This window comes from Pseudomonas sp. GW821-FHT07G10 (genome assembly GCF_059418545.1).
The window spans coordinates 36,973-51,129 of the sequence record NZ_JBWKQB010000010.1 but is presented as its reverse complement, the minus strand read 5'-3'; the positions used below and the strand labels follow the sequence as shown (position 1 = coordinate 51,129).

The window sequence follows — 14,157 nt, the reverse complement described above, 5'->3', positions numbered from 1 at the left end:
GGACGATCTTTTTGCGGGCACCCGGATCCTGGGTGTTAAACCGTCTTGGCAATCCGGCTGGCCAGTAGCGCCCAACCGAACAGCAGCATGCACAGAATGATCAGCGGCCACGAACGCCATTGCAGGTAAGGTGTCAGGTTGTGCATTGGCACCACTTCGCCGTAGAGGATGCCGCGTTCGAATTGCGGGATTTGCACGGTGATCTTGCCAAATGGGTCGATCAAACCAGTGACGCCGTTATTGGTGGCGCGAATCATCCAGCGTCCGGCTTCCAGGGCGCGCATCTGTGCCATCTGCAAGTGTTGCAGCGGGCCGATGGAGGTGCCGAACCAGGTGTCGTTGCTGATGGTCAGCAGCAGGTCGCTGCGGGCCGAAAGGCTGGCTGCGAATTCCGGGTAGACCACTTCGTAGCAGATGAATGGTGCAATCTGATAGCCCTTGGCTTGCAGCAACGGCTGATCAGCCGGACCACGGGCGAAATCCGACATTGGCAGGTCGAAGAACGCAATCAGGCCTCGCAGCACTTCTTGCAGCGGTACGTACTCACCAAACGGCACCAGTTTCTGCTTGAGGTAAGTACCGTCGCCTTCGCCTACCACGGTGATGCCATTGAAGTAGCGTTTTTCGTGGCGCACTTGCTGGCGGATCGGCACACCGGTAATCAGTGTCGAGTTACGTTCGGCGGCGAAGCTGCCCATCATGTTCAGGTAGCCCTCGGCAGACTCCTTGAGCACCGGGACCGCGGTTTCCGGCCAGATTAGCAGGTCGACGCGTTTGGAGCTCAAGCTCATGTCGCGGTACAGCGCCAGCTGCTTGTTGAGCTGCGCCGGGTCCCACTTCATGCTTTGTTCGATGTTGCCTTGAATCGCCGCGACGCTCAGCGGGTTGCCCGAAGGGCTGGTCCAGGCGTGGCCCTTGAGCGACAGGCCGATGACCCATGGTGCGGCCAGCAACAGCAGGCCTGCGACGATAAACCCTTTGCGTCCGGCCTTGATCAGGCTTGGCAGGTTGTACACAAGCGCGGCGGTCAGCGCCAGGCTGAAGGAAATCAGCCACATGCCTCCCAATGGTGCGAGCCCGGCCAGCGGGCCATTGAGTTGGCTGTAGCCGGAATAAAGCCACGGGAAACCGGTCAGAAACCAGCCACGGAACGCTTCCTGGGCCAGCCACAACGCGGCAAAGGCCAAGGCATCGGCCAGCGGCGCTTCGTTACGGCGCAGCCAGCGCGCCCAGAGCCAGGCGGGCAGGGCGAAGAACCAGGCAATCGCAGCGGTGAAAGCCAGCATCAGCAACCCGGCCAGCAGCACCGAAGCGCCGCCAAAGTTGTGAATGCTGTAGTAGATCCAACTGGTGCCGGCGCCAAACAGGCCAAAGCCGAAACACCAGCCACGCCCCAGCGCCTGACGGGGCGTCAGTTCACGCAAGCCGGCATAGAAAAAACCGGCAGCCAGTAATGCCAGTGGCCAGATATCGAACGGCGCCAACGCCAGGGTGGTGAGTGCACCGGCCGCCACGGCCAGCAGGTTACCGGGCCAGCCGGGGCGGGTGATCCAACGCATTTCAGTCCTTAACGGGCAATAGGAGTCAGGCGCAGCAGGTGAATCCGGCGGCTGTCGGCATTCAGAATGCGGAAGCGATAGGCGCCAATTTCGGTAATTTCATTGCGTTTAGGCAGATGCCCGAACGCGCTCATCACCAGGCCGCCGACGGTGTCGAATTCATCGTCGGAGAATTCACTGTCGAAGAACTCGTTGAAGTTCTCGATCGGGGTCAGCGCCTTGATCAGGAAGTCACCGCTGGGCAGCGGCTTGATGTAGCTGTCTTCCTCGACGTCGTGCTCGTCTTCGATATCGCCGACGATCTGTTCCAGCACGTCTTCAATGGTCACCAGGCCAGCCACGCCGCCGTATTCGTCGATGACGATGGCCATGTGATTATGGTTGGCGCGGAATTCGCGCAGCAGCACGTTCAGGCGCTTGGACTCGGGGACGAAGGTCGCCGGACGCAGCAAATCCTTGACGTTGAAGCTGTCGCCGTTTTCCTGAAGGATCAGCGGCAGCAGATCCTTGGCCAGCAGGACGCCCATGACGTCGTCGTGGCTTTCGCCAATCACCGGGTAGCGCGAGTGCGCGGAATCGATGACTGCCGGGAGGAATTCGCGGGGTGTATGGGCCGCCTTGATGCTGATCATCTGCGAGCGCGGAACCATGATGTCCCGTACTTGCAGGTCAGCGACCTGGATGGCACCTTCCACGATGGCCAGCGCTTCGCTGTCCAGCAACTTGTTCTGATGGGCTTCGCGCAACAGCTCCAGCAGCTCCTGACGGTTTTTCGGCTCGTGGGCAAAAGCCTGGGTCAGTTTGCCCAGCCAGGACTTTTGCCCGCTGCTCGATCGGTCTTCGCTCATAGCGATTACTCTAAATCCTTGGTTATTACAGTTGGAGGTTCGCAGGTTTCGTCATCTGCGTACGGGTCAGGATGACCCAGTTCAGCAAGCAACGTTCGTTCCAGTGCTTCCATTTCTTCGGCTTCGTCGTCATCTATGTGGTCGTAACCCAGCAGATGCAAGCAGCCGTGAATGACCAGGTGTGCCCAATGGGCGTTGAGTGCCTTGCCTTGTTCGGCTGCCTCGCGGACAACCACGGGCACGCAGATCACCAGATCGCCGAGCAGCGGGATGTCCAGCAGCTCGTCCGGCACATCGGCAGGGAAGGACAATACGTTGGTGGCGTAATCCTTTTGCCGCCAGGTGTGGTTCAACTCACGACCTTCTGGCTCGTCGACCAGGCGGATGGTCAGCTCGGAGTCGGCGGTGCGTTGTCGCAGGGCCAGCCCGCACCATTGGCGGAACTCGGCTTCGCTGGGGGCAGGGGCGTCGGTTGCCAGTTGCAGATCAAGCTCAAGCATCGCGGCGACTGTCCTTCGCAGAGGAAAATTTGACCGGCTCGCCTTCAGCGCGATGCTCGAAACGCTCGTAGGCTTCGACGATGCGTTGCACCAGCGGATGGCGCACGACATCTTTGGAGGTGAAATGGGTAAAGCTGATACCCGGGACATCCTTGAGCACATCGATCACGTGGGTCAGACCCGAGCGCGTGCCTTTGGGCAAGTCGATCTGGGTGATGTCGCCGGTGATGACCGCAGTGGAGCCGAAGCCGATCCGGGTCAGGAACATCTTCATCTGCTCGACGGTGGTGTTCTGGCTTTCGTCGAGAATGATGAAGCTGTTGTTCAGCGTTCGTCCGCGCATATAGGCCAGCGGCGCGATCTCGATCACTTGACGCTCGATCAGCTTGGCGACGTGTTCGAAACCCAGCATTTCGTACAGCGCGTCATACAGCGGACGCAGATACGGGTCGATTTTCTGTGCCAGATCGCCGGGCAGGAAGCCGAGTTTTTCGCCGGCCTCGACCGCTGGACGCACCAGCAGGATGCGGCGTACTTGCTCGCGCTCCAAAGCGTCGACCGCGCAGGCCACCGCCAGATAGGTCTTGCCGGTACCGGCCGGGCCGATGCCGAAGTTGATGTCGTTGCCGAGAATTTCCTTCACATAGCGCTGCTGATTCGGGCCGCGAGGGCGAATCATGCCTTTTTTGGTGCGCAATGCGACGGCGGGTTCGGCGGCCGGAAAGCTGTCCAGCTCTTCCACCGCAGATTCCTGCAGGAACAGGTGAACCATGTCCGGCGACAGCTCGGTACCCTTGGTTTCCCGGTACAGACGGCGCAGGAGGTTTTCCGCAGAGGTGGTGTGTTTGGGTTCACCGATCAATTCGAACTGGTTTCCGCGGTTGCGGATCTCGATGGTCAGGCGCTGTTCGATCAGGCGCAAATGCTCGTCGAATTGCCCGCACAGATTGGCGAAGCGTCGAGCCTCAAAGGGCTCGAGGATGAAACGATGCGGTTCTATGGGTGCGTTCAAGGTCGTTTTTAGCCGCCCTAAGGCAATTGATATGGAATCAAGGATAACGCCAGTGGCCTGGGTGCGAAAGCTCTTAAATGGATGAGCGCGTCCTCAAGAACAACGCAGTTACGATGTGGGAGCGGGCTTGCTCGCGATAGCGGTGTATCAGGCAACATCAATGTTGAATGAAAGTCCGCTATCGCGAGCAAGCCCGCTCCCACATTTGATCTCCAGTGTCTTGACGATTACCGCAGCAGCGAACCACGCAGCGAGTGCGGTTGCGCGGCATCGATACGCACGTCAGCGAACTGGCCGATCAACGTGGGATTGTCGCAGCGGAAGTTGACGATACGATTATTCTCGGTGCGCCCCTGCAGTTCGCCCGGGTCTTTCTTCGAATAATCGGTCACCAGAATGCGCTGGGTGGAGCCAACCATTTGTCGGCTGATCTCGAAGCCTTGCTGGTTGAGACGATGTTGCAGGGCGTTCAGGCGCTCTTTTTTCAGCTCTTCCGGAGTCTCGTCGGGCAGATCCGCGGCCGGGGTGCCCGGGCGTTGGCTGTAGACGAACGAGTAGGAAAAGTCGAAACCGACGTCTTCGATCAGCTTCATGGTCTGCTCGAAGTCTTTTTCGGTCTCACCGGGGAAGCCGACGATGAAGTCCGAACTGATGCAGATACCCGGCACGGCGGCCCGCAGCTTGCGCAGTTTGGACTTGTATTCCAGTGCTGTGTGGTTGCGCTTCATCGCCGCCAAAATGCGATCCGAGCCTGATTGCACCGGCAAATGCAGATGTTTGACCAGCTCCGGGACTTCGGCATGGGCCTGGATCAGGCTGTCGGAGAACTCCAGCGGGTGCGAAGTGGTGTAGCGAATACGTTCGATACCATCGACGGCGGCGACCACGCGGATCAGTTCGGCCAGGTCCGCCAGACGACCGTCATGAGTCTGGCCGCGATAGCCGTTGACGTTTTGCCCAAGCAAGGTGACTTCACGTACGCCGTTTTCGGCCAGGTGAATGATTTCGGCCAGCACATCGTCGAATGGCCGGCTGACTTCTTCGCCGCGGGTATAAGGCACTACGCAGAACGTGCAGTACTTGCTGCAGCCTTCCATGACCGAGACGTAGGCGCTCGGGCCGTCGATACGCGGTTCTGGCAGATGATCGAATTTTTCAATTTCCGGGAATGAAACGTCAACTTGCGGCAGCTTGGTGGTCCGCGCGGCATCGATCATTTCCGGTAGGCGGTGCAGGGTCTGCGGGCCGAAGACCACGTCGACATAGGGTGCGCGGTCGCGGATTGCCGCGCCTTCCTGGCTGGCCACGCAACCGCCGACGGCGATGACCATGTCCGGGTTGGCCAGTTTCAACTCGCGCCAGCGGCCGAGCTGGGAATACACCCGGTCCTGGGCGCGTTCGCGGATCGAACAGGTGTTGAGCAGGATGACGTCCGCGTCTTCGGCGCGTGCGGTGACTTCCAGGGCCTGATGTTCACCCAGCAGATCGACCATGCGCGAGCTGTCGTACTCGTTCATTTGGCAACCGTGGGTTTCGATGTAAAGCTTCTTGGCCATGGGAGTTCATCAAGTGATTCAAAGAACCGCACATTATAGTGGTCACGACCCGAGGTTCCTAGCGTTGTGCATCGGGTGGCTATGCTATAGTTTGCGCCCTCTTTTATATCCCCCGATTTGTTACCCGCCCACCATGACCAAACGTGAAGCTCCAATCTACAAGGTGATTTTCCTCAACCAGGGCCAAGTGTTCGAAATGTACGCCAAGCAGATCTATCAAAGTGATCTGTGGGGCTTCCTGGAAGTGGAAGAGTTCGTCTTTGGCGAGCGCACACAGCTGGTCGTCGACCCCGGCGAAGAGAAGCTCAAGGCGCAGTTCGAAGGCGTGGTGCGCAGTTTTGTGCCAATGCATTCGATCGTGCGCATCGACGAAGTCGAGCGTCTGGGCACGCCGAAGATCACTGAAGCCCGCGGTATGAGCAATGTCATGCCGTTTCCGATGCCGATGCCGGAGAAGTAACACCCGAGACCGAGTCGCAGCCAATCGCGGGCAAGCCTTGCTCCTACGGATCACATACAACCGTAGGAGCGAGGCTTGCCCGCGATGGCGTCAGAAAGGCGATGCAGAGCTTAAGGCAGTGGCGAAAACGGTGAGCGCCCGTCGGCGCTTTGCAGTTCCAGCAGGTATTTGCGGAAAATCTGCCCGAGCACCTGCGTCGCGACTTCCAGCTCGTCACGCTGCATGTGTTGAGCGACTTCGTCGGCAGTGTCCAGAGCATCCTCGGCGCCATTGACCGCCGCCATCTTCAGTACGATATACGCCTGAATGTTATTGGCCGGAACGCCTTCTCCGTGGAAAAACATGGTGCCGAGTTTGAATTGCGCCTGGGCATGGCCTTGCAGAGAGGCTTTTTCGAAGTAGCTCAGGGCTTGATTGAGGTCACGCGGCGCATTTTTGCCCTCGTAATAGAATTCACCCAACTCGTATTGTGCTTGCGCATCCCCGGCATCCGACGCTTTCTTGCAGGCGGCAAGCGCCTCTGACTGGTCTTGTGGCTGAGTATTGAGGGTGCAGCGACCCATCGCTGGGATCAACAACGAGTTGCCGCCTGCTTGTGCTTGCGCGAGCAGGGGCTGAAGGAGCAACAGGCAGCCCAATGCAAGGGCGCGGCCGGTGCGGTTCATGGGAATCGACTTACCTCTGAGGGGCGCGCGGACCCATCGAGGGATCCAATAAGCGCGCATTATGAAATAAGCAGGGCCAACCTTACAAAGTCTTTACTCGTTTTTCTGCTGCGTGGCCCTATATCGTCCGGTTTGTAGGAAATTTCGTGCCTTGAAGGGCGGAAAAGAGACGTAAAGACCTGGGAAAAATCCGGACGCCGCGCAAGCAGCGTCAGATTGGTCATTGGTCGGCTTATTTCAAAGCAGCAAATGCACGCTCAGCAGCATCCAGAGTCAGTTTCAGCTCGGTATCGCCATGGGCTATCGAAGTGAAACCGGCCTCAAAGGCACTCGGTGCCAGGTAAACGCCGCCTTCGAGCATCAGGTGGAAGAAGCGTTTGAACAGGCCAGCGTCGCTGGACATGACGTCGTCGAAGGTCACGATATCGTCAGCACCGCTGAAGTACAGCCCGAACATGCCGCCGGCCTGAGTGGTCACGAACGGAATACCGGCTGCGTCGGCGCGCTGTTGCAGGCCATCGAGCAGGCGAGTGGTGTAGTCGCTCAACTCTGCGTGGAAGCCTGGACGGCTGATCAGGCGCAGGGTGGTCAGGCCCGCAGCCATGGCCAGGGGGTTGCCGGACAGAGTACCGGCCTGGTAGACCGGACCCAACGGGGCAATGTGCGACATGATTTCGCGTTTGCCGCCGAAGCAGCCCACCGGCATGCCGCCGCCAATGATTTTTCCGAAAGTGCTCAGGTCCGGGGTCACACCATAGTGCGCCTGGGCGCCACCGAGGGCGACGCGGAAGCCGGTCATCACTTCGTCGAAAATCAGCACCACGCCATGTTTGTCGCAGAGCGTGCGCAGGCCTTCGAGGAAGCCCGGCGCCGGTGGTACGCAGTTCATGTTGCCAGCCACTGGCTCGACAATGATGCACGCCACTTCCTGACCGACTTCACTGAGCATTTGCTCGACTGCGCCGATGTCGTTGAACGGCAGGGTCAGGGTATGTTTGGCGAACGCGGCGGGTACGCCGGCAGAGCTTGGAACGCCTTGGGTCAGTGCGCCGGATCCGGCTTTGACCAGCAGACTGTCAGAGTGGCCGTGGTAGCAGCCTTCGAACTTGATGATGCTGTCGCGGCCGGTGAAGCCACGGGCCAGACGGATCGCGCTCATGGTCGCTTCAGTGCCGGAGCTGACCATGCGGACCATCTCCATCGATGGCACGATGGAGCAGACCAGATCGGCCATCCGGGTTTCCATCTCCGTCGGGGCACCATAGGACAGGCCGTGTTCGAGCTGCTTGCGCACTGCATCGAGCACCTCCGGGTGGCTGTGGCCGAGGATCATCGGGCCCCAGGAACCCACGTAGTCGACATAGCGTTTGTCATCCTCGTCCGTCACATAGGCGCCTTCGGCGTGCTTGAAGAACAACGGCGTGCCGCCGACGCTCTTGAAGGCACGAACGGGCGAGTTTACGCCGCCGGGAATGTGTTTCTGGGCATTGGCAAACAGGGTTTCGGAACGAGACATGATCGGGCTCTCTGAATCAGGATTCGGCTATTTAGATATGAAGCAGGGCTTTGAAGGCACGGGCGCGACGCGTCACTTCCTGGGTGTTCTCGGCGCCGAACAGGCCGTGGACCACGGCCAGCAGATCAGCGCCGTGGGCCACCAGTGGGGCGGCGTTTTCCAGGGTGATGCCGCCAATCACGCAAATCGGCAGGTGCAATTTGGTCCGGGCCTGGTCAAGCAACTCAAGGGTTGCCGCCGGCGCGCCGGGTTTGGTGTTTGAGTTGAAGAAGCGACCGAAGGCGACATAGCTGGCGCCTTCTTTGGCGGCTTGTTCGGCGAGTTCGAGCTGACTGTGGCAGGTGGAGCCGATGATTGCCGTGCGCCCGAGCAGTGCCCGGGCCGGTGTCAGCGGGCCGTCGGTCTGGCCCAGGTGTACGCCGACGCCAAGGCGCGCAGCCAGTTCGGCATCGTCATTGATGATCAACTGGGCGTTGTATTGCTCGCACAAGGTGCGCAGGGTTTCGGCTTCGCGTAGCCGACGGGCTTCGTCGCTGCTCTTGTCGCGGTATTGCAGCAGCGTGACGCCGCCATCCAGCGCCGCTTCCACATAGGGCAGAAATTTGCCGGCCAGCAGTTGGCTGTCGGTAATGGCGTACAGGCCACGTAGTTTCATCGAGCAAGCCTCATGCGTTACGAGCAAAAGTCCAGCGGCAGACGGCGCGGGACGAACTGGCCTTTGCCAAGCTGTTCGGCATCACGCAGGGTGCGCCAGGTGTAATTCAGAGCGGATTGCACGGCACTGGCGAGGTTTTCGCCCAAAGCCAGGCGACCGGCCAAGGCGCTGGCCAAGGTGCAGCCCGAGCCGTGATAACTGCCCGGCAAGCGCTGACAGGTATAGGTTTGACGACTGCCATCGCGGCTGTAAAGGCGATTATGCACTTCATGTTCATCGCCATGGCCGCCGGTGATCAGCAGGTGTTCGCAGTAGGCCAGGAGTTTCTCTGCGCACTCGTCAGGAGAGCCTTGCGGCAGTTCAGCGAGGATGCGGGCTTCGGGAAGGTTAGGTGTCGCGATAGTCGCCAACGGCAACAGTCGTTCGCGCATGGCGTAGCCGACTTCATCTTTACCCAGACGACCGCCGCCACCGGCACGCAATACCGGGTCACAGACCAGCGGCAGATGCGGGTGCGCCTGGAGCAGTTCAACCACAGTGTCGACCATCTCCAGCGAGCCGAGCATGCCCAGCTTGACCGCCGCGACGGTCGAATCGTTGAGCACGGCGTTGGCTTGAGCCAACACCCACTCGCGATCCAGGACGCGGAAATCGCTGACGTTGACCGTGTCTTGCACGGTCAGGGCGGTAACGGCGGGAGCCGCATGACAACCCTGAGCGAGCAGGGCTTCGATATCTGCCTGCAAGCCGGCGCCACCACTTGGGTCGTGGCCGGAGAGACAGAGGACAACGGGGCGAGAGCTATAGATATTCATGGTGCGCGAGCTTACCACCAAACGCTTTTTTCCGGGGCAGTGGCCGGCCCTATAAAGATGGCGGGCGAATGCAAAACCGTAGGAGCAGCCGGTCGACGCTCGATTGCTCGCGATGGACTTGAAGCTGACGCATTTCGTCAGGAAGCACGCGTAATCGTTAACGACCATCGCGAGCAATCGAGCGTCGACCGGCTGCTCCTACAAAGGCATGTAGCGACAGTTGCTTGCACGGGCCTTATCACAACCTGATCAGACAAACAGCTCTAGATCAACTTATTTCACTGAGAGGCCCGTTCTAGAGCCTTTAAACTAAAGTTTTCAATGGTGTTCAATGGCCATCAACGGCTATGCTAGAGTGGATCCAAACCAATAACAGGTAATGCCGGTTTTACGTCTACTCAAAGGGAATGGGGGGCTTCCTGACACAACCGGACAGGCCACGCTGGGGCTTTATGCGCTATTTGCTGATGTTGCTGTTGAGCTTGCCGATGCTGGCTTGCGCGACCGAGTTTGATGAGTTCACTCAAAGCCTCCCGTTGGGCCGGGTGATGCAGGTGTTCGAAGATGTGGGCGGCGAGGCCAGTATTGACGATGTCAGTTCGCAGGCGCTGGCCGGCAGCTTCAAGACTCACGATAAAGCCACCCTCAATGCCGGTTACTCTCACTCGGCATTCTGGCTGAAAATTGATTTGCATTACCGCCCGAACAACCCTGCCGCTCAGCGCAACTGGTTGTTGGAATTGGCCTATCCGCCCCTTGATCACCTCGACTTGTACCTCCCCGATGCTGCAGGCCGCTATCAATTGGTCCAGCGTACGGGCGACGCCTTGCCGTTTTCCAGCCGGCAGATCCGCCAGAATAACTATCTGTTTGACCTGGATTTCGCGCCGGATCAGCACAAAATCGTGTATCTGCGCCTGCAAAGCCAAGGCTCGATCCAGGCTCCGCTGACCCTTTGGTCGAGTACCGCCTTTGTGGAAGAGCAACCGGTGCGTCTGTATGTACTGGGCCTGATCTATGGTGTACTGCTGGGCATGCTGGTCTACAACCTGTTCATCTACCTCGCTGTACGTGACACCAGCTATCTCTACTACATCCTCTATATCGCTTCGTTCGGTTTGTACCAACTGTCGGTGAATGGTGCCGCGGTCGAGTATTTCTGGCCGAACAACCCTTGGTGGGCCAACGCCTCGACACCTTTCTTCATCGGTGCTGCGGGTTTGTTCGGCAGTCAGTTTGCCCGCAGCTTTTTGCAGATGGCCCGCCACAGCCGCTGGCTCGATCGGCTGCTATTGCTGCTGATCGCGTGCAGCGCGGTGGTGGTTGCACTGTCGTTGATGACCAGCTATGCCCTGGCCTTGCGTCTGGCGACGACGTTGGCGTTGGCCTTTACCGTGACGATCTTCGCAGCAGGGATTTTTGCATGGTGGCGCGGTCTGCGAGTGGCGCGGTATTTCATCATCGCCTGGTCGGCGTTTCTGTTTGGTGGCGTGATCAACACGCTGATGGTGTTGGGTTATCTGCCCAATGTGTTCTTGACCATGTACGCCAGTCAGATCGGTTCGGCAATTGAAGTGGCATTGCTGTCGCTGGCGCTGGCCGATCGTATCAATTCGATGCGCGAACAGCAGGCCCAGACTTTGTTCGATGCCGGTCAGAAACTCGAAGTGTTGAACCAGGCGTTGGCCCACAGCAACCGGCTCAAGGATGAGTTTCTTGCGACCCTGACCCATGAGTTGCGCACGCCAATGAATGGGGTGATCGGTTCATTGGAACTCATGCAGACCATGGATATGGAACCGGAGCTGGAGCAATACCAACAGACTGCCGCCGGCTCGGCGCGGGACATGATGCGCATGGTCAATGGCATCCTGACCCTGACGGAGTTGCAGGCTGGCAGGCTCAAGGTGCAAACGGAAGGTTTCAGCCTGCGTGGCGTGCTCGACAGGCTGCGAATGCAGTTCGCCGCCAATGCCATGAGCAAGGCGCTGGATATTGAGTTCGAGGTGGCGACGGGGCTGCCAGACCGCCTGCAAGGTGACAACACAAAGCTGATTCAATGCCTGGAGTGCTTGTTGGACAACGCCATCAAGTTCACCCGCGTGGGTGGGGTGGTGCTGCGGGTGACCGGAAAATCGGCGGACGAGGGTCGGATGGCGCTGTCCTTCGCAGTGATCGACACTGGTATCGGGTTCACCGATCTGGATGAAGCCACCCTGTATCAGCGATTCTTCCAGCTCGACGGTTCGATGACTCGCGAATACGGCGGGCTGGGAGTCGGTCTGGCAATTTGTCGGCAGCTGATCGAACTGTTGGGCGGGCGTTTGACCCATCAATCGGAGCCGGGACGCGGCAGTCGTTTCCAGTTGGACGTCGAGTTCGATGTTCGCAGCGTGCAACCGTCCCCGGCTGAGCAAGCCATCAAAGGGCGTGCGCCGATTGTTCGTCGTGTGCCTCAGGAGTGCACAGTGTTGTTGGTCGATGACAACAGCATCAATCAGTTGGTGGTGCGTGGCATGCTGCTCAAGTTGGGTTATCGAGTGCGCACGGCGGACAGTGGTCGGGCGATGCTGGAGCTGTTGCGGCGAGAATCCTTTGATGCGGTGTTGCTCGATTGTCAGCTGCCGCAGCTTGATGGCATCTCGATCTGCGGCCAATTGCGCGCTCTGCCAGGTAGCGCAGAGCTGCCGGTGCTGGTGGTGGCCCAGAGTGCCGAACGCGAGCATTGCCAGGCGGCCGGGATGACGGATTATTTGAGCAAACCGGTGAAGTTCGAGGAGCTACAGGCGGTTTTGTATTGCCGGGTGCTGTGTCCTGGGTATGGTGAAAGCGCCGATATTTAGGCGTATATGCCACTTTGTTCGGGCGGGGGGCGGTGCTTAACTGGAGTTCTGGTCCACCCCCAAGGAGCCCCGTCATGAACCTGCATCAGTTCGCCGAAACCCACGAGGTCACCAATCAGCCGCCACCGCTGGATGGCACTAACCTCTATCGTATCGACCTGCCGCTACAGGAGTGGGCGCGGCGATTTGGCGCTGGCTGGGCCGAAGCACGGATTGATGGCTATGGCGCGCTGGCCGGTGGGCCGTTGATGGCGGCGGGTTTTCTGGCCAATCAGAACAAGCCCGTGTTCTCGAGTCATGACCGTTATGGCCATCGCATCGACCTGGTGGAATTTCACCCGGCCTACCATGAACTGATGCGTACGGCAGTCGAACATGGCCTGACCTCATTGCCCTGGACCGATCCGCAGTCCGGCGCACACGTGGCCCGAGCAGCCATGAGCTATCTGCACAGCCAGGCCGAGGCCGGCAGCGGTTGCCCACTGACCATGACCTTCGCCTCTGTGCCGGCGCTGCGACTGCAACCGGACATCGCCGAGCAATGGTTACCGAAAATTCTTGCCACCGAATACGACCCACGCAACGTCGGTATCGCCCATAAGGCCGGCGCCACCATCGGCATGGCCATGACCGAAAAGCAGGGCGGCACCGATGTGCGGGCCAATACCACCAAGGCTTATCCGGTAGGGGCTGCAGGTCCGGGCCAAGCCTATGAACTGGTCGGACACAAATGGTTCTGTTCCGCGCCGATGTGCGATGCGTTCCTGACCCTGGCCCAGACCGATAAGGGATTGACCTGTTTCCTGCTGCCGCGCCACCGTCCGGATGACACCCGCAACCAGTTCTATATCCAGCGCCTGAAAAACAAACTCGGCAATTGCTCCAACGCCTCCAGCGAAGTGGAGTTTCGTGGTGCTCTGGCCTGGATGGTCGGTGAGGAAGGGCGCGGTGTGCCGACCATCATCGAGATGGTCGCCATGACCCGTTTCGATTGCATGGTCGGTTCCAGCGCGCTGATGCGTCAGGCGCTGACTCAGGCTGCTCATCATTGTGCGCATCGAATGGTCGGCGGCCGTTTGCTTAGTGAACAACCCTTGATGCAAAACGTACTGGCCGATCTGGCGCTGGAAAGTGAAGCTGCATTGGCCTTGAGCATGCGCATGGGCCGCGCTCTGGATCATCTCGACGACTCACAGGAAGCCAGGTTCGCCCGGCTGGTGACGGCGGTGGGCAAATACTGGATCTGCAAACGTGCACCCGCCATGATCAACGAAGCCGCTGAGTGCATGGGCGGTGCCGGTTACGTCGAAGACAGCATCCTGCCGCGTCTGTACCGTGAGGCGCCGGTGAACTCGACGTGGGAAGGCTCCGGAAACGTGCAATGCCTTGACGTGCTGCGGGCCTTGTCGAAAGAGTCGGGCGTGCTCGACGCACTCTTTGCCGAATTGGGCGATGGTCATGGCGACAAGCGCCTGGCCGGGCATATCGCCCATCTGAAAGCCGCATTTCAGGACTTCAGCGACATTCAATACCGCGCTCGGCAGCTGACAGAAGACATTGCGCTGGGCTTGCAAGCCAAGCTATTGCTGGAAGCGGGCAATGCCAGTGTCAGCGATGCTTTCATTGCCAGCCGCCTGGGTACCGCCGGTCGAGTCTATGGCACGTTGCCGCGAGGCCTGGACGTGCAAGCGATTGTCGCGCGTTCTACACCTCAGGGCTTCTGATCGC

General features: G+C 59.4%; 12 protein-coding genes. 3 read left to right on the top strand and 9 right to left on the bottom strand.

Annotation, left to right across the window (positions count from 1 at the left end):
* Positions 1–35 precede the first annotated feature (35 nt).
* The 5 genes from lnt to miaB form a co-directional block, all read right to left on the bottom strand.
* Positions 36–1,559 (bottom strand): apolipoprotein N-acyltransferase, encoded by a 1,524-nt coding sequence (lnt, locus tag AC07O1_RS13565; RefSeq protein ID WP_495089074.1) that lies wholly within the window; start codon positions 1,557–1,559, stop codon positions 36–38.
* An 8-nt stretch (positions 1,560–1,567) separates the two neighbouring features.
* Positions 1,568–2,407: a CorC family transporter gene (locus tag AC07O1_RS13560; protein ID WP_494995037.1), complete on the bottom strand. Its 840-nt coding sequence runs from the start codon at positions 2,405–2,407 to the stop codon at positions 1,568–1,570.
* A gap of 5 nt (positions 2,408–2,412) precedes the next feature.
* A complete protein-coding gene (gene ybeY, locus AC07O1_RS13555) occupies positions 2,413–2,907 on the bottom strand; it encodes an rRNA maturation RNase YbeY (RefSeq protein WP_494995038.1) in 495 nt (164 codons plus the stop codon).
* A complete protein-coding gene (locus AC07O1_RS13550; protein WP_495089073.1) occupies positions 2,900–3,919 on the bottom strand; it encodes a PhoH family protein in 1,020 nt (339 codons plus the stop codon). The genes ybeY and AC07O1_RS13550 overlap by 8 nt, the downstream gene beginning before the upstream one ends.
* A 227-nt stretch (positions 3,920–4,146) precedes the next feature.
* Positions 4,147–5,475: a tRNA (N6-isopentenyl adenosine(37)-C2)-methylthiotransferase MiaB gene (miaB, locus tag AC07O1_RS13545; RefSeq protein WP_495089072.1), complete on the bottom strand. Its 1,329-nt coding sequence runs from the start codon at positions 5,473–5,475 to the stop codon at positions 4,147–4,149.
* A 133-nt stretch (positions 5,476–5,608) separates the two neighbouring features.
* Here miaB and AC07O1_RS13540 point away from each other — a divergent pair, with 133 nt between their 5' ends.
* Positions 5,609–5,935 (top strand): DUF1820 family protein, encoded by a 327-nt coding sequence (locus AC07O1_RS13540; protein ID WP_419116665.1) that lies wholly within the window; start codon positions 5,609–5,611, stop codon positions 5,933–5,935.
* 110 nt (positions 5,936–6,045) lie between these two features.
* On the opposite strand, the gene AC07O1_RS13535 is transcribed toward AC07O1_RS13540, so the two are convergent.
* The 4 genes from AC07O1_RS13535 to AC07O1_RS13520 all read right to left on the bottom strand — a co-directional run bounded on the left by AC07O1_RS13535 (position 6,046) and on the right by AC07O1_RS13520 (position 9,586).
* Entirely contained in the window at positions 6,046–6,600 is a 555-nt protein-coding gene (locus AC07O1_RS13535) for a tetratricopeptide repeat protein (protein ID WP_494995041.1), read from the bottom strand.
* 232 nt (positions 6,601–6,832) lie between these two features.
* Positions 6,833–8,116 carry a glutamate-1-semialdehyde 2,1-aminomutase gene (hemL, locus tag AC07O1_RS13530; protein WP_495089071.1) on the bottom strand — a complete coding sequence of 428 codons (1,284 nt, stop codon included), beginning with the start codon at positions 8,114–8,116 and terminating at the stop codon, positions 6,833–6,835.
* A 31-nt stretch (positions 8,117–8,147) separates the two neighbouring features.
* Positions 8,148–8,771, bottom strand: a complete 624-nt coding sequence (gene thiE, locus AC07O1_RS13525; protein WP_494995043.1) for a thiamine phosphate synthase — start codon at positions 8,769–8,771, stop codon at positions 8,148–8,150.
* A gap of 17 nt (positions 8,772–8,788) precedes the next feature.
* Positions 8,789–9,586: a hydroxymethylpyrimidine/phosphomethylpyrimidine kinase gene (locus AC07O1_RS13520; protein ID WP_495089070.1), complete on the bottom strand. Its 798-nt coding sequence runs from the start codon at positions 9,584–9,586 to the stop codon at positions 8,789–8,791.
* A 452-nt stretch (positions 9,587–10,038) separates the two neighbouring features.
* Here AC07O1_RS13520 and AC07O1_RS13515 point away from each other — a divergent pair, with 452 nt between their 5' ends.
* Together AC07O1_RS13515 and AC07O1_RS13510 are read left to right on the top strand one after the other, a co-directional pair.
* Positions 10,039–12,429 (top strand): hybrid sensor histidine kinase/response regulator, encoded by a 2,391-nt coding sequence (locus AC07O1_RS13515; protein ID WP_495089069.1) that lies wholly within the window; start codon positions 10,039–10,041, stop codon positions 12,427–12,429.
* Positions 12,430–12,503: 74 nt separating this feature from the next.
* Complete coding sequence (locus AC07O1_RS13510; RefSeq protein ID WP_494995046.1) at positions 12,504–14,153, top strand: acyl-CoA dehydrogenase family protein; 1,650 nt, start codon at positions 12,504–12,506, stop codon at positions 14,151–14,153.
* Positions 14,154–14,157: the final 4 nt, after the last annotated feature.